Here is a 15040-nt window from a genome sequence, read left to right on the forward strand (position 1 = left end):
ACCGCAAGATGGCCCACTCTGAAGAGGAGATCCTGGCCGGTCTCGGCGAGATCATCGACGAGATCGCTGGCGTCCCCGCCGCTGACGTGACACCGGAGAAGAGCTTCGTCGACGACCTCGACATCGACTCCCTGTCCATGGTGGAGATCGCGGTCGCCGCGCAGGACAGGTTCGGCGTCGAGATCCCCGACGACCAGCTCAAGGACCTCAAGACGGTCAAGGACGTCATCAACTACATCCAGAAGTAGGCCGTCCGCGCCCGCGGGACCGCTGGCCGGCGCCCCCAGGGGCGCCGGCCAGCGGTCCCGCCCCAAGAGGCGCCAGGCCACCCCGCCTCGGGCCCGGAACACAGCGGGCCCGGGGGCGAACCAGATTCCACACTCCCCGCTCAGGCGGGATTCTCCGAAGGGCGAGCGAGCAATGAGTAGCGATGCTCCGCGTACACGCGGGGATGGTCCCACCGACGTCGTCGTCACCGGACTCGGCGCGACCACCCCTCTCGGGGGTGACGTTGCCACGACCTGGGCAGGGCTCCTCGAAGGCCGGTCCGGAATCTCGCCCATCAACGAGGACTGGGTCGCTGACCTGCCGGTGCACTTCGCCGGCCAGGCTGCCGTGGACCCCTCGGAGAAGCTGCCGCGCGCACGGCTGCGCCGGCTCGACCGCACCCAGCAGTTCGCGCTGATCGCGGCGAAGGAGGCCTGGGAGGACGCGGGCGCGCCCGGCACCGACCCCGTCCGGCTGGGAGTGGTCCTCTCCAGCGGGATCGGCGGGATACTGACGATCCTCGAACAGTACGACACGTTCCGCGAGAAGGGCTGGAAGCGCGTCTCGCCGTTCACGGTGCCGATGCTCATGCCCAACAGCCCCGCGGCCGCCGTCGCGCTGGAGTTCAGCGCGCGGGCGGGTGCCCACTCGCCGGTCAGCGCCTGCGCGTCGAGCGCCGAGGCCATCGCCGACGCCGTCGGCATGATCCGCCAAGGGCGCGCCGACGTCGTGATCGCCGGCGGCACCGAAGCCGCCCTGCACCCCCTGAACATCGCCTCGTTCGCCTCCATGCGGGCGCTGTCGACGCGCAACGACGACCCGCAGCGGGCCTCGCGCCCCTGGGACACCGAACGCGACGGCTTCGTCATGGGTGAGGGTGCCGGGGTCGTCGTCCTGGAGTCCGCCGAGCACGCGGCCAGGCGCGGCGCCCGGGTCTACGCCGTGGCAGCGGGCGCCGGCTACTCAGACGACGCCTATGACATCGTCGCTCCCGACCCCGAGGGCACCGGCCAGACCCGCGCCATCCTGGACGCGCTGACCGACGCCGACCTGAAGCCGTCCGACATCGCGCACATCAACGCGCACGCTACCTCGACTCCCATGGGCGATGTCAGCGAGACCGTCGCCATCCGCCAGGCGCTCGGGGACACCGCGGCCGACCAGGTCGCGGTCACCTCCACGAAGTCCATGACCGGCCACCTGCTCGGTGGAGCGGGCGCCGTTGAGTCCATCGCGGCGGTCCTCACCCTCCACGAGGGCCGGATCCCGCCGACCATCAACATCGACGAACTCGACTCCGGTGTCCAGGTGGACATCGTCCGCGACAAGCAGCGCGACCTTCCCGAGAACGCCATCGCGGCGCTCAACGAGTCGTTCGGCTTCGGCGGGCACAACATCGCCGTGGTCTTCCGCCGGCCCTGACCGGAAACGCCGCCTCCCGGAAGCGGGAGGGACCCGTTGGCCAGACGGCGAGCCTGGCCGACGTGGACACTCCCGGCTACCTGTCCGGTGCCGGGCAGGAGCGGAGGGGGTCGCGCGGCGCGGCACCAAGCTGCCGCACGCCTTCGTCGAGGCCGCGGGCGGACTGGAGCTAGCCCAGGAGCTCGGCTTCCCGGACGAGGTAAGCGAGCCCGCGCGCACTCGCACCGCTCGGGCCAAGGTCGTCTCCGGCGCGTGGCCCGCCCGGAGAGCATCCGGCAACATCCCGCTGTGCCGCGCCCTTGGGGCGTACGTGCCGCGGCTCCCGTCGCGCCACCCAACGCGGTCGGTCAGCCCCGCCGTCTGAACAGCCGCCGTCGTATCATGAAAGTCTGCTTGAAAACTTCGGAATCCTCCTGTGGTGTACTAGGAGATCCGGTGATAATGGCGGCGTGTCTTCGCTTCCTCCCATCTCGGACGGAACGTCACGGGGCCGGCTTGCCGGCGATCCGGGCACGTCCGATGTCGCGGTCCGCGACGACCTGCTTTTCCGCCCAATTGTCGACATCGATGCCGGATCAGTGCTCGCGGTAGAGGTCGAGACCCCGGGGCCGGCAACCGGGGCGCAGAGCGGCGACACCGCCGCCCAGGCCCAGCAGCTTGCCCGGCTCGCCCGCCGTGTGGTCGCCGAGGAGCCGCTGCTACCGCTCGTGCTGCCGCTGCCCAGCGCCGCCGTGATGTCCGGTCCCACGGCTTTCGAACTGGTCGAGAACGAACTTCGCCGCGCCGGGCGCCGGCCGCGGGACATCACCCTGATGCTCGGCCCGGATCTGCGCGACATCCCGAGGGCCGCGCTCGTACGCGGGGTCCGCGGGCTGCGTGAGCGCGGGTTCCGCTGCGCCTTCGGTACGTCCTCGGTGCCGCCGGACCTCCTCCTTGAAGCCGACCCGTTCCTGCTCCGCATCGACCCCGAGATCGTCGCCGGCGTCCCCTCGGACGACCGCCGGTCGGCCGTCATCGAGGGGCTGGTCCTGATCGGACGCGGATCCGGGATCTACCCCATGGCCACGGGTGTCGCCACGGTGGCGCAGCTCGTGAAGCTCCGTGACATCGGCCTCCGGCTCGCGCACGGCCCGTTTTTCGCCGCCGACGAATGGCGCCCCGGCGGCCGGGTGAACCCTGTTCCGGACCCTTCGGTCACCTCGGAAGTTCCGGAGCTCGGCTCGGGGCCCCGGGTCTCCGAGTTCATGGGACCGCCGGTGGCGGTGACCGCCGAGGCGACAGCCGAGGAAGTGCTGGACGCCTTCACCAACGATCCGGCGCTGAACAGTGTCATCCTGATCGACCACCGCGAGCGCCCCCTCGGCCTGATCGACCGGTCGCGGTTCCTGCTCGCGATCACCGGCCCCTACGGGCACGCCCTCCACGCACGGCGCCCGGCCGAGCGCCTGGCCGACTCCCCCCGTACGGTCGCCCGCGGACTGCCCGCTATGGCGGCGCTGCGTGCGGCGGGCACCGACCGCGACCGGGTCTACGACGACCTCATCACGGTCAACGAGTTCGGCCAGTGCACCGGAATCGTGCACGTGAGCGACCTGATCAGGAGTCTGGCTCGCGCCGACCACGCCGTGGTGCCCTCCTAGACCGCTTCTGGTGCCCGGCGGTGGCGCACCCAACGGGGGCGGCGAAGGCAGCACATGGCCCGAGTAAGCGCATGTCGGTACGGGGTCCCGGTGGTGGCGCCCCCGACGACGGGGGTCTGGCTCGTGGCTGGGCCCGTCGTGGGTGACCGTGGCACCAAACCGGGCGAAACACGGCAGAACGGTCAGGTGTAGGGGTGGGGTCCGCATCGAACCTGACCGTGCGGACATGGTCAGCGCCGAGAATGTCCCCACAGTCACCCTCGATGCGCGCCCCGCCGCCGGGCGGGAACACGGGCGCCTCCACGGGGCGAGTCCCGCAGGCCAACGTCCTCGCCCCCGACGCACGCGCCACCACGCACTCGCCGCACCGACGACCGCTCACCCGGCCATCCGGCACCTTCGCCGCTCTCGTCGGCCGCGCAACCATCGGGTACCCGCACCGACCACTAGAACTCAAGCCCGCAAGGCTGGTCCGTCCGCTGCCCTCGCCGCCCCGTTGGACGCCGCACCGCGCACTCCCATCACCGATGCAGGGGGCGCTTGCCGGGTCGCTGCCCTAGGACGGGCGCTGCCCGTTCTGCCGGCCGTCGCCGTTCGGATGGCTGTTGGGGCCACCGTGCCCATTCGCGCTGAAGTGGCCACCGGTCACGGGGCCGGGGTTGAGCTCGGCAAGCTCGGGCCGCTTGGGGGCCCGGCCATCGCCCGACGACCGGCCGAGCGCGAGGCGGCTGACCCAAGGCACCAGGTGCTCGCGGGCCCACCGCAGGTTCTCTCGGCGGCGCAGGATGCGCGGCAGCTGCTGCGGTGGAGTCGACCAGGGGCGGGCCCAGATCTCGCGAGCGCCCATGGGACGGCCGAGCATCTCGGCGATCCGCGCGGCCACGATGCGGTGCCCCTGGGCGTTGAAGTGCAGTCGGTCGACACTCCAGGCCCGGGGGTCGTTGAGGGCGTCCAACGCCCACAGGTCAACGATGTCGCTCCTCGTGCGCTCGGCGATCGCCCGAAGGTGCATGCTGAACACCGCGATCCGGCCGCGGTAGACGCGCAGCGCCGGGTTCCAGCCGGTGTCGTGCCCGGAGAGGACGACAACACGGATCCCGGCCTCGCGCAGCCGCTCTACCCCGCGCTCGAACTCGGCGGCGAGCGTGTCGAGATTGGTGTTGGGCCGCAGCACGTCGTTGCCGCCGGCGTGTACGGTGACGAGATCCGGCGCGCAACCCAGCGTCTGCTCTAGCTGCTCACCGAAGATGTGGCGCACGCGCCGCCCTCGGACCGCGAGGTTGGCGTAGCGGAAGCCGGGTACGGGGGAACCCAGGTGCTCGGCGAGCCGGTCGGCAAAGCCCCGGTACTCTCCGGTCGGGCCGAGGTCGTCCAGGCCCTCGGTCAGACTGTCGCCGAGGGCGATGTACGAACGAATGACCACCGGGTTCTCCACCTGAGCGCTTTCAGGGGGATTCATCTCCAGATCAGTCACGGTAACCAATCATGCAAGTCGGCCAATCATCCGCGACACGCCGCGATCCGGGGCGAGCACGCGGGTAGGCGGGGGATCGGTTGTGCCTTTCGCTATGCCGACGTGCATGTGTCAAAACGGAAAGGCAGGGTACGGCGTGCCTGATAAGCATACCGCCGACTGACACCGGCGCGCCGTACCGAGACCGATCGGACGCGGGCGTGGTGGCCCGCTTCCGCCGAGGAGTTGACACCCGCAACCATGAGCACCGACGACACGCCGGCCGACGACACTGTGAGCTTCCCCTCCAACCAGGTGGAGCAAGCGCTCGACACGGCACTGGCTCGTTCCCGCGAGGACGCCGCCGAGGAGAACGAGGAAGCCGGAACCGAAGCCATCAGCATTTTCATCGCGGCGCTGCGCGAGGGCGACCTCTGGGTGCCCCTGCCGGAGGGCGCCGGGCAGCAGGATGACGGTTCCGTGGCACTGCCCACCCTGGACCTGGAAGGATCGACTTTCATCCCGGCGTTCACCTCCGAGTCGCAATTGAATGTGCGCAGCGGTGAGCTGCCCTACACGATCATCGCCACCCGAGAGCTCGCGGGCATCCTGCCCGAAGGTGTCGGGCTGGCTCTGAACCCGGGCAACACGACGGGTGTGCCGATCTATCCCGAGACCGTCAGCGCTCTCGCCGGCGAGTAGGGCACGGGGTACGTCCGCGGCGTCGCGGGACGCGCGCGCCCACTGGGAGCACAGTGGCAGCATACGTTTTCATTGCGTGATCTATGTCACATCCCCGCCCCCCGCAGGGCGGCCGAACACCCTGCACTCAGCAGGATCGATCCGGCTGACCTGCGATTGGGCGCGTGCGTTTTCCCCCACCTGGGGCTATCCATGAGCCTGCTGCGGACGTACCATCTCTTGCGAAGCGCCCCACCGCAATGTCGTCGTGATGTCGGCGTGCTTCCCCCAGTGCCCGGCGTCCGCCAGCGTTCTCGTTCCGCTGCCGCGCCCAGGCATTCCGGGTGGTGTACCCGGTCTAAGCCGGGTAACTACTCGTCCGCGGTGGACGCGAACCGAACGCACGTAGCGCATGTCCCGTTCGTGAGCCACACCCAGGAGGTCGAGGTCCCCAGCAGATGAACGCCGTCTCCCCGATCTGCCTCACCGACCTCGTCCCCGCCCTGTACTGGAGCAGACCCGGCGACGTCGCCCCGGTTCTGCGCCACTCCCGGCTCATCGACGGCTGGTGGCGTTCGCTTCCCGTTACCCGGGTTGTCGACATCGCGGGAGCCGCGTGGCTCTCGCACTCCCTGGCCCGGCTGGCGATCGATCATTGGGAGCACCTCAGGCTCGCCGAGTTCGTGCCGTCGTTGCAGGAGATCCCGGTGGACCCGGACGAGGTGGCCGAACCGGTCCGCGGCGCCATCCTGGCCACCGCCGGAAGCTGGGAACGGCTGATCACCGCCACCCCCGCGGCCATGCGGAGCTGGGGGTTCTCCAGCGAGTGCGGCGACATCGACGTCATCGGCACCGTCATGTGGCGCGCCGTGCACCCCTTCACGCGCGACACCTCGGGTTCTCCCCTACCGTCTCCCGGCCTCGTGATCGAGGCGGTGCGCACCATCGCGCACTGGCTGCCGGATTCGGCACCCGCGCATGTGCACAACGCCCTCGCCTACCTGTCCTCGGCCACCGGCGCCAGTGGCACCGACACCGAAGCAGCGGACCCCAGCGCGGACGCCGACACGGAGCCCCCGCAGACTCCCGCCACCCGCGCCATACGGACCTTGCGGGCACTGCGGGCGCAGCGCGATGAGGGGCAGCACCAGGAGCCCGACACCGAAGCGGAGGCACCGAGGGCCGACGCGGCCCCGGACTCCGGCACCGGCCCGGTCTCCAGCCGGGCTCCCGCGCGGCCCGGCGGACTGGCCTCGCGCTCGCGCAGCCCGTTGATGGGGCCCGACCGCACACTGCGCCGGCCGTCGTTCGGCCGGCCCAGGGAAACGCGCCAGGAGGAGACCGAGCACGAGGCCCCGGAGCTGCGCGAGCACCCCCTCGTCGCGCTGCTGGAGGAGCTGTTCCGAAGCTGGGAGGGGGTCGAACGCACCGTCGCCGCCGAACGGCTGTTCGCGACCGATCCCGTCAGCATCCGGGTGCTGGCCGACCAACTGCGCGTCGACGTCAGCGAGATCCGCAACGCGCAGCGCAGCGTCGAGGAGCGGCTCCTGAACTGGCTCGGCTCCCCCGCGGGCGCGCCCGTCACCGAGCACCTGCGCGACCTCTCCGAGCGGCTCGGCACCGCCGCCACCATCGACCACCTCATCAATGCCCACCAGGACCATCCGGTTGAGGTGCCCTCGCTCGGCACTCCGTTGTGGCGGGTGCTCATAACACTGTTCACCGAACGCCGGCTGCACAACGGTTGGCTCGTCAGCGACGATCCGCACCTGTTGCGCTGGAAGACCCGGGAGTCGCTGGGCGATGCTCCGTCGCTGACCGATGCCGAGGCGCGGCTGGGCCGGCTCGGCATCCGGCAGCAGGCACTGCGCGCGTGGTTGCTGAGCACGCCGGGCGTGAGCATCCGCGACGGCCACGTCCTCGTCGACCCCTCAACCCCGATGGAGACGCCCGCGCAGGTGCCGGCCTACGGCGGGCACGCCGACGTGCACCCGGAGTCCTCGTCCGCAACCACCGCCAACGGCCTGCCGATCCGGCGGCGGCCAAGTGAGGACGCCGAGGAACCGCACGAGCACGAGCACGAGCCAGCGTCTACCGAATCCGTCGAGCGCGCCACCATGCCCAGTGTGATCATGTCAGCGCGGTGTTTCCGCGCCCCTGATGGCCGGTGGTGGCATCGTGTGGACGTCTCCAGCGATCACCTCAACGGGGCCCCGGTCACCGTGCCCCCGGGCTATGCCACCCACCTCGGGCTGCAGCCGGGGCGGCTGCTGTGCCTCACAGCTCCCGGCGCGGACCTGCTGGTGCTGGTCTGGCGCGACCAGCCCGCGTTCGACTCGCTGCGCCCGCTGCTGCGTCGGCTTTCAGCACAGCCCGGCGACCGGGTGTTCATCACCGTCGAACACGACCGCCTCGACGCCCGCCGGCTGCCGGCCGCGGACCTCGCCGACCACGGCCCCACAAGCAGGGCGCTGCACCTCATCGGCTACACCGCCCCCGCTTCCACCGACGAGGCGCTGCGCATCATCAGCAACCGGATCCGCGAGGAGACCAGCGACGGGCCGGTCGACCCGAAGACGCTCATGGAGCTCCTCGCGCAGCGGGGAGACGAGGACCTGATAGGTGAGCTCCGGCCCGGTCTGTCCGTCCCGCACTGACTCCGGCGCCGCCCGCGCGGCAGGCCCATACACAAGGGGCCGTTACACGCAACGAGGGGCACCGCTATCGCTTGGTGCCCCTCCGCGCCGATCCGCGCCGTGTCCGAGGGTGAGTCAGACGTTGAACCCGAGCATCCGAAGCTGGTCGCGGCCGTCCTCGGTGATCTTGTCGGGGCCCCACGGCGGCATCCAGACCCAGTTGATCTTGACCTCGCGCTCGAACTCATCCAGCGCGCTGTTGGCCTGGTCCTCAATGACGTCGGTCAGGGGGCAGGCGGCACTCGTGAGGGTCATGTCGAGGGTGATCACGCCACCATCGACGTTGACACCGTAGAGCAGGCCGAGGTCGACGACGTTCACGCCGAGCTCAGGGTCGATGACGTCCTTCAACGCCTCGGCGATCTCCTCGGCAAGCGCGTCCTGGCCCTGTTCCGGCGCGGTCGCGGTGCTGGAAGTGGTGTTACTCTCCGTCATGAGGCACTCTCCGGTACATCTCCGCCTTCGCGGGAGTCGTTGCGCATTGACTGCACAGTCGCGTCCTTCCACGCCATCCAGGCGAGCAGCGCGCACTTGATACGCGCAGGGTACTTCGACACACCGACGAAGGCCACGGCGTCCTCCAGGACGTCCTCGTCGGGCTCCGCGTCGCCCTTCGAGTGCATCATCTCGGTGAACGCGTCGAGCACCCGCATCCCCTCGTCAACACTCTTGCCGATCAGCAGGTCGGTCAGCACCGAAGCGCTCGCCTGGCTGATCGAGCAGCCCATGCTGTCGTAGGAGACGTCGCTGACCATGGCCGAGCCGTCGACCACGTCTCCCTCCGACGGCGTGAGCGTGACCCGCAGGGTCACCTCGTCGCCGCACGTGGGGTTGATGTGGTGCGCCTCGCCATCGTGCGGATCCCGCAGACCCTTGTTGTGCGGGTTGCGGTAGTGGTCCAGGATGATCTCCTGGTACATCGCGTCCAATCGCATGGTGAGAGCTAGAGCCCCTTCTCACGCACCGGAACGGCGCCGAAGAACCGCTGCGCCTCCAAGATTCCTTCGGCGAGCGCGTCCACATCGGCGTAGGTGTTGTACAGGTACAGGGAGGCGCGCGTGGTGGCCACCACCTCGAAGCGGCGGTGCAGCGGCCACGCGCAGTGGTGTCCCACGCGTACCGCGAGCCCCTTGTCGTCCAGGACCTGCCCGACGTCGTGGGGGTGGATGTCGTCGACCACGAAAGAGAACGTACCCCCCCGGGCCTGGCCGTCGGCCGGGCCAATGAGCCGTACGCCGTCGAGCGCACCGAGCCGTTCGAGCGCGTACTCGGTGAGCGCGCGCTCATGGTCGCGGATGTTCTCCATGCCGACCGCGTTCAGGTAGTCGCACGCCGCCGCCAACCCGACCGCCTGCGGCGCCATCGGCACACCGGCCTCGAACCGCTGCGGCGGATCGGCCCATGTCGCGTGGTCGATGTACACGGTGCCGATCATGGAACCGCCCGTGAGGAACGGCGGCATCGCCGCAAGCAGCTCCGACCGGCCCCACAGCACACCGATGCCGTTGGGCCCGAGCATCTTGTGCCCGGAGAACACCAGGAAGTCGGCCCCGAGCTCACCGACGTCCACCGGGATGTGCGGCACCGACTGCGCGGCGTCGAGCAGCACCAGCGCCCCGAGCTCGTGCGCCCTGTCCGCGACCGTCCGGACCGGGTTGACCGTGCCGAGCACGTTCGACTGGTGGGCGAGCGCGACGATCTTGGTCCGCTCGTTGACCAGGTCGTCCAGGTTCGACAGGTCGAGGCGGCCCTGCTCGGTCACGGAGAACCAGCGCAGGGTCGCACCGGTGCGCCGGCACAGCTCCTGCCAGGGCACCAGGTTGGCGTGGTGCTCCATCTCGGTGACGACGATCTCGTCGCCCGGCCCGATCCGGAAGCGGGAGTAGGCCTCCCCCGCCGTGGCCGAGTTGCTCATGGCATAGGCGACCAGGTTGATCGCCTCGGTGGCGTTCTTGGTGAACACCACCTCGTCGGACTGCCCCCCGATGAAGGCCGCGATCGTGGCCCGCGCGGCCTCGTAGTGGTCGGTGGCCTCCTCGGCGAGCTGGTGCGCGCCGCGGTGCACCGCGGCGTTGTGCCGCTCGTAGAAGTCACGTTCGGCATCGAGTACCTGCCGCGGCTTCTGCGAGGTCGCCCCGGAGTCGAGATAGACCAGGGGGCGCCCGTCGCGAACCGTCCGGGACAGGATCTCGAAGTCGTCCCGGAGCTTCTCCGCGTCGAGCGACCCGGGCTCACGTGCCGTCACAGTTAAGCGCCTGCCTTCACGAACCGTTCGTAGCCTTCGGACTCCAGCGCGTCGGCCAGATCCGGACCGCCGGACTCGGCGACCCGGCCGCCGGCGAAGACGTGCACGTAGTCCGCCTTCACATGGTTCAGGATCCGGCTGTAGTGGGTGATCAGCAGGACGCCCACGTTGGTCTCGGTCTTCACCTTGTTGATGCCCTCGGAGACGACCTTCAACGCGTCGACGTCCAAGCCGGAGTCGGTCTCGTCGAGGACCGCGATACTCGGCTTGAGCAGCCCGAGCTGCAGGATCTCGTGGCGCTTCTTCTCACCGCCGGAGAATCCCTCGTTGACGCCCCGCGAGGCGAACGCGGGGTCGATCGAGAGGCCCTTCATGGCCTCCTGCATCTCCTTGGAGAAGGTACGCAGCTTCGGTGCCTCGCCGCGCACCGCCGTGACGGAACTGCGCAGGAAGTTGGACATCGACACGCCGGGCACCTCGACCGGGTACTGCATGGCGAGGAACAGGCCGGCGCGGGCGCGCTCGTCGACGCTCATCTCCAGGACGTTCTCCCCGTCGAGCAGGACCTCGCCGTCGGTGACCTGGTAGCGGGGGTGCCCGGCGATGGCGTAGGCCAGCGTGGACTTGCCCGAGCCGTTGGGGCCCATGATGGCGTGGGTCTCGCCGGAGTCGATGGTGAGGTCGACTCCCTTCAGGATCTCCTGGCGGTCCTCGGCGCCAATCAGGACGTCGGCACGCAGACCGCGGATCTCGAACTTGGTCATATTCCTATCAGCCTCAGGATTTCGGGTTGTTCAGCGAGACGAGGACGTCGTCGCCGTCGATCTTCACAACGTAGGTCGGTATCGCCGCCGTGGCCGGCGGGTTGATCGGTGTTCCGGACCGCAGGTCGAAGCAGGAGCCGTGCAGCCAGCACTCGATGGTGCCGTCCTCGACCTCCCCCTCGGAGAGGTTCACCTCGGCGTGCGAGCAGATGTCGCTGACCGCGAACACCTCCCCCTCGCTGCGGGCCAGAGCAACCGGCGTGTTGTCGATCTCCACGCCCAGCACGCCCTCGTCAGGAATGTCGCTGACCGCGCAGACCTTGACGAACTCGCTACTACTCATGGAGGGCCAGCTTCTCCTCTACCTCGTCCATAATCCGTTCGCGCAGGTCCGGAAGCTCGATCCGCCCGATCAGCTCCGCGAAGTACCCGCGGATCACCAGGCGGCGGGCCTCGTCGGCCGGGATCCCGCGCGACTGCAGGTAGAAGAGGTGGATGTCGTCGAGCCGGCCACTGGCGCTCGCGTGCCCAGCGCCCTCGACCTCACCGGTGAAGATCTCCAGGTTCGGGACGGAGTCGACCCGCGTGCCGTCGGTGAGCACCAGGTTTCGGTTGTACTCGTAGGAGTCGGTGCCCTGGGTGCCCTCGCCGATGATGACGTCGCCGATCCACACCGCGTGGGCGTCCTCGCCGCTGAGCGCGCCCTTGTACTCGACACGGCTGCGGGTGTTGGAGGCGTCGTGGTCGATCAGCGAGCGGTGCTCGTGGTGCTGGCCCGCGCCGCTGAAGTAGAGCCCGTGCAGCTCGGCGTCGCCCCCGCGCCCGGCGTAGCGGACGCTCGGCGAGATCCGCACGAGGTCGCCGCCCAGCGTGATCATGAAGCTCGTGAACTTGGCGTCCCGGCCGACCCTGGTGTACTGGTGCGACACCTGGACGGCGTCGCGCTCCCAGTCCTGCAGGCTGATCACGGTGAGCCGCGCGCCGTCCTCGACCATGAACTCGACGTTGTCGGTGTAGGTGGCGCTGCCCCCGTACTCCAGGACGACTGTCGCCGCCGAGTGGCTCTCGGCGCGCACCACGATGTGACCGTAGGCGTCGCCCGCCTCGGTCCCGGTGACCTTGACGTGGACCGGTTCGGAGACCTCGGTGTCCTTGGCCACCGTGACCACGGTGGCCTCGCTGAACGCCGAGTAGGCCAGCGCGCTGACACGGTCGTTGGGCAGGAACGACGTACCCAGCCGGGGGTCGTCGCGCCCAACGGACTCGACCGAGACGCCTTCGGGCGCCTGGGCCTCGACAGTGACGGCGCCGTCGCCGGCGCCGCCGCTGTCATGCAGTCCGCGCAGCCGGCGGAGCGGCGTGAATCGCCATTCCTCCTCGCGCCCTGTGGGCACCGGGAAGGCGGCCACGTCGAACGAGCCGTGTGTGTCGAGTCGGGAGATCGGGAGATCCCCACCGTGGGAGTGCTCCTTGACTCCGATGTTCGGGCTGGTCATTCTTAACCAACCGCTCCTTCCATCTGCAGCTCGATGAGCCGGTTCAGTTCCAGCGCGTACTCCATGGGCAGCTCGCGCGCGATGGGCTCAACGAACCCGCGCACGATCATCGCCATGGCCTCGTCCTCGTCGAGGCCCCGGCTCATCAGGTAGAAGAGCTGGTCCTCGCTGACCTTGGAGACCGTGGCCTCGTGGCCCATCTCGACGTCATCCTCGCGGATGTCGTTGTACGGGTATGTGTCGGAGCGGCTCATGGTGTCGATGAGCAGCGCGTCGCACTTCACCGTGGACTTGGCGTGGTCGGCGCCTTCCTGGACCTGGACCAGGCCCCGGTAGGAGGCACGACCGCCGCCGCGGGCCACCGACTTGGAGACGATGGTCGAGGACGTGTTCGGGGCGCAGTGCACCATCTTGGAACCAGCGTCCTGGTGCTGGCCCTCGCCGGCGAAGGCGACCGACAGCGTCTCGCCCTTGGCGTGCTCACCCATGAGGTAGACGGCCGGGTACTTCATGGTCACCTGGGACCCGATGTTGCCGTCGATCCACTCCATGGTGGCGCCCTCGTAGGCCACGGCACGCTTGGTCACCAGGTTGTAGACGTTGTTCGACCAGTTCTGGATGGTCGTGTAACGGCACCGCGCGTTCTTCTTGACGATGATCTCGACGACCGCGGAGTGCAGCGAGTCGGTCTTGTAGATCGGAGCGGTGCAGCCCTCGACGTAGTGGACGTAGGCGCCCTCGTCGACGATGATCAGGGTCCGCTCGAACTGGCCCATGTTCTCGGTGTTGATCCGGAAATAGGCCTGCAGCGGGATCTCGACGTTGACGCCCTTGGGCACGTAGATGAACGAGCCGCCACTCCAGACCGCCGTGTTCAGCGCGGCGAACTTGTTGTCGCCCGACGGGATGACCGTGCCGAAGTACTCCTCGAAGATCTCGGGGTGCTCCTTGAGCGCGGTATCCGTGTCGAGGAAGAGGACGCCCTGCTTCTCCAGGTCCTCGCGGATCTGGTGGTAGACGACCTCGGACTCGTACTGCGCGGCGACACCGGCGACCAGGCGCTGCTTCTCCGCCTCGGGGATGCCCAGCCTGTCGTAGGTGTTCTTGATGTCCTCGGGCAGGTCCTCCCAAGACTGGGCCTGCTCCTCGGTGGAACGCACGAAGTACTTGATGTTCTCGAAGTCGATCTTGGAGAGGTCGGCACCCCAGTCCGGGACGGGCTTCTTGTCGAAGAGCTTCAGCGCCTTGAGGCGCCGCTTCAGCATCCACTCCGGCTCGTCCTTCTTGCCGGAGATGTCGCGAACGACTTCATCGTTCACGCCGCGGCGAGCCGAGGCGCCGGCCTCATCGGAGTCGGCCCAGCCGTACTCGTATGTTCCGAGCCCTTCGAGCTCGGGGTGCGCGATAGACGTCATTACGCGGATCCTCCTGGACTCAGACGTCCTCTTTATAGTGTCGACCGCCGTCGCCGGGGCTCGGGCCGGTCCTCATCTCATCGTTGCTGGTGTTGATTTCGCGGGGGGTGACGTGTGTGGTGCACACGCCGTCGCCGTGGGCGATGGTGGCGAGCCGCCGCACCGGGGTGCCCAGCAGCCGCGCGAACACCTCGACCTCGGCCTCGCACAGTTCGGGGAACTCGGCGGCGACGTGCGCGACCGGGCAGTGGTGCTGGCAGAGCTGCTCACCACCCCCGGGCGCCGGCGCCTCCCCTGCCGAGGCGGCGTAGCCGTCGCTGGACAGTGCCTCGGCGAGCAGCCGCACCCGTTGCTGCGGGCGGGCCTTCTCAAGGAGCGGGCGGTACCTGCGTTCGAGGTCGGCCACCTGGCGCTGAGCGAACTCGGTGACGGCCTCGGGGCCCGCCTTCTCCGCGAGGAAGCGCATGGCACTGGAGGCGAGGTCGTCGTAGCCGTGGACAAAAGCGTCGCGCCCGGCCTCCGTAATGGTGAAGACCCGTGCGGGACGCCCACGGCCGCGCCGCCCACGCGGGCGGGCGTCGCGCGCCTCGACCATGCCCTCCTGCGTCAGGTTGTCAAGGTGCCGGCGGATCGCCGCCGGCGTCAGCCCGAGCCGCTCCCCCAGCGTGGACGCGGTGATCGGACCGTGCTCCAGAATGAGCCTGGCGACCCGCGCCCGGGTACCGTTCTCGGCACCGCGCTCGGGACCCGCGGGCACCTGGGCCGCCCCTGACGGGGCCTCCCCTGCTGCTCGCTGCTGGCTCATGTTTTTCACAACATCAGTGTGGCCTAATTCCATCCATTCAAGCAAACGGTGATACATGTCATGGATCACCAAGGCAAGCCTTCCCTTACAGGGGATTCGCGGGTCGGGCGCACCGCTGCGCGGCCGAGCGAGCCCCGCGCGCGCCCGCAGTTGACC

The 15040-nt window shown here is 69.3% G+C and carries 14 protein-coding genes; 5 read left to right on the plus strand and 9 right to left on the minus strand.

Annotated features, from left to right (window positions below):
* Positions 1–8 precede the first annotated feature (8 nt).
* The 3 genes from F4561_RS15610 (at position 9) to F4561_RS15620 (ending at position 3329) form a co-directional block, all read left to right on the plus strand.
* Positions 9–248, plus strand: coding sequence for an acyl carrier protein (locus F4561_RS15610; RefSeq protein WP_184579770.1), 240 nt, complete (start codon positions 9–11; stop codon positions 246–248).
* A gap of 172 nt (positions 249–420) precedes the next feature.
* Entirely contained in the window at positions 421–1689 is a 1269-nt protein-coding gene (gene fabF / locus F4561_RS15615; RefSeq protein WP_184579772.1) for a beta-ketoacyl-ACP synthase II, read from the plus strand.
* 449 nt (positions 1690–2138) lie between these two features.
* Positions 2139–3329: an EAL domain-containing protein gene (locus tag F4561_RS15620; protein WP_312885296.1), complete on the plus strand. Its 1191-nt coding sequence runs from the start codon at positions 2139–2141 to the stop codon at positions 3327–3329.
* Positions 3330–3885: 556 nt separating this feature from the next.
* Here F4561_RS15620 and F4561_RS15625 read toward each other — a convergent pair.
* Positions 3886–4788: an SGNH/GDSL hydrolase family protein gene (locus F4561_RS15625; RefSeq protein WP_184583706.1), complete on the minus strand. Its 903-nt coding sequence runs from the start codon at positions 4786–4788 to the stop codon at positions 3886–3888.
* Between the two features lie 255 nt (positions 4789–5043).
* Between F4561_RS15625 and F4561_RS15630 the strand changes: the two genes are divergently transcribed.
* On the plus strand, positions 5044–5484 hold the full coding sequence (locus F4561_RS15630) for an SseB family protein (RefSeq protein ID WP_184579774.1): 441 nt from the start codon (positions 5044–5046) through the stop codon (positions 5482–5484).
* Positions 5485–5921: 437 nt separating this feature from the next.
* Positions 5922–8120 (plus strand): hypothetical protein, encoded by a 2199-nt coding sequence (locus tag F4561_RS15635; RefSeq protein WP_184579776.1) that lies wholly within the window; start codon positions 5922–5924, stop codon positions 8118–8120.
* Between the two features lie 114 nt (positions 8121–8234).
* Here F4561_RS15635 and F4561_RS15640 read toward each other — a convergent pair whose 3' ends face one another.
* From F4561_RS15640 to F4561_RS15675, 8 genes are read right to left on the minus strand one after another with little or no spacing between them, the layout of a single operon-like run.
* Entirely contained in the window at positions 8235–8594 is a 360-nt protein-coding gene (locus F4561_RS15640; RefSeq protein WP_184579778.1) for a metal-sulfur cluster assembly factor, read from the minus strand.
* A complete protein-coding gene (gene sufU / locus F4561_RS15645) occupies positions 8591–9094 on the minus strand; it encodes a Fe-S cluster assembly sulfur transfer protein SufU (RefSeq protein WP_184579780.1) in 504 nt (167 codons plus the stop codon). Before sufU ends, F4561_RS15640 begins: the two co-directional genes overlap by 4 nt.
* An 8-nt stretch (positions 9095–9102) precedes the next feature.
* A complete protein-coding gene (locus F4561_RS15650) occupies positions 9103–10404 on the minus strand; it encodes a cysteine desulfurase (protein ID WP_184579782.1) in 1302 nt (433 codons plus the stop codon).
* Between the two features lie 2 nt (positions 10405–10406).
* The gene (sufC, locus tag F4561_RS15655; RefSeq protein WP_184579784.1) at positions 10407–11168 is read right to left on the minus strand and encodes a Fe-S cluster assembly ATPase SufC; all 762 of its coding nucleotides are present in this window, start codon (positions 11166–11168) and stop codon (positions 10407–10409) included.
* A 13-nt stretch (positions 11169–11181) separates the two neighbouring features.
* Positions 11182–11511, minus strand: a complete 330-nt coding sequence (locus F4561_RS15660) for a non-heme iron oxygenase ferredoxin subunit (RefSeq protein ID WP_184579786.1) — start codon at positions 11509–11511, stop codon at positions 11182–11184.
* The gene (sufD, locus tag F4561_RS15665; RefSeq protein ID WP_184579788.1) at positions 11504–12664 is read right to left on the minus strand and encodes a Fe-S cluster assembly protein SufD; all 1161 of its coding nucleotides are present in this window, start codon (positions 12662–12664) and stop codon (positions 11504–11506) included. The genes F4561_RS15660 and sufD overlap by 8 nt, the downstream gene beginning before the upstream one ends.
* Before the next feature lie 2 nt (positions 12665–12666).
* Positions 12667–14079, minus strand: coding sequence for a Fe-S cluster assembly protein SufB (gene sufB, locus F4561_RS15670; RefSeq protein WP_184579790.1), 1413 nt, complete (start codon positions 14077–14079; stop codon positions 12667–12669).
* A gap of 19 nt (positions 14080–14098) precedes the next feature.
* Positions 14099–14884 (minus strand): helix-turn-helix transcriptional regulator, encoded by a 786-nt coding sequence (locus tag F4561_RS15675; RefSeq protein WP_184579792.1) that lies wholly within the window; start codon positions 14882–14884, stop codon positions 14099–14101.
* Positions 14885–15040: the final 156 nt, after the last annotated feature.

Origin of the sequence: Lipingzhangella halophila (assembly GCF_014203805.1) — a bacterium.
Lineage (GTDB): Bacteria > Actinomycetota > Actinomycetes > Streptosporangiales > Streptosporangiaceae > Lipingzhangella > Lipingzhangella halophila.

Bases quoted from the DNA above. Each gene is read 5' to 3' on its own strand.
- sufC (WP_184579784.1), bottom strand. From the start codon at position 11,168: ATGACCAAGTTCGAGATCCGCGGTCTGCGTGCCGACGTCCTGATTGGC.
- F4561_RS15635 (WP_184579776.1), top strand. From the start codon at position 5,922: ATGAACGCCGTCTCCCCGATCTGCCTCACCGACCTCGTCCCCGCCCTG.
- F4561_RS15640 (WP_184579778.1), bottom strand. From the start codon at position 8,594: ATGACGGAGAGTAACACCACTTCCAGCACCGCGACCGCGCCGGAACAG.
- F4561_RS15660 (WP_184579786.1), bottom strand. From the start codon at position 11,511: ATGAGTAGTAGCGAGTTCGTCAAGGTCTGCGCGGTCAGCGACATTCCT.
- sufD (WP_184579788.1), bottom strand. From the start codon at position 12,664: ATGACCAGCCCGAACATCGGAGTCAAGGAGCACTCCCACGGTGGGGAT.
- fabF (WP_184579772.1), top strand. From the start codon at position 421: ATGAGTAGCGATGCTCCGCGTACACGCGGGGATGGTCCCACCGACGTC.
- F4561_RS15675 (WP_184579792.1), bottom strand. From the start codon at position 14,884: ATGAGCCAGCAGCGAGCAGCAGGGGAGGCCCCGTCAGGGGCGGCCCAG.
- sufB (WP_184579790.1), bottom strand. From the start codon at position 14,079: ATGACGTCTATCGCGCACCCCGAGCTCGAAGGGCTCGGAACATACGAG.
- F4561_RS15610 (WP_184579770.1), top strand. From the start codon at position 9: ATGGCCCACTCTGAAGAGGAGATCCTGGCCGGTCTCGGCGAGATCATC.
- F4561_RS15625 (WP_184583706.1), bottom strand. From the start codon at position 4,788: ATGAATCCCCCTGAAAGCGCTCAGGTGGAGAACCCGGTGGTCATTCGT.
- F4561_RS15630 (WP_184579774.1), top strand. From the start codon at position 5,044: ATGAGCACCGACGACACGCCGGCCGACGACACTGTGAGCTTCCCCTCC.
- sufU (WP_184579780.1), bottom strand. From the start codon at position 9,094: ATGCGATTGGACGCGATGTACCAGGAGATCATCCTGGACCACTACCGC.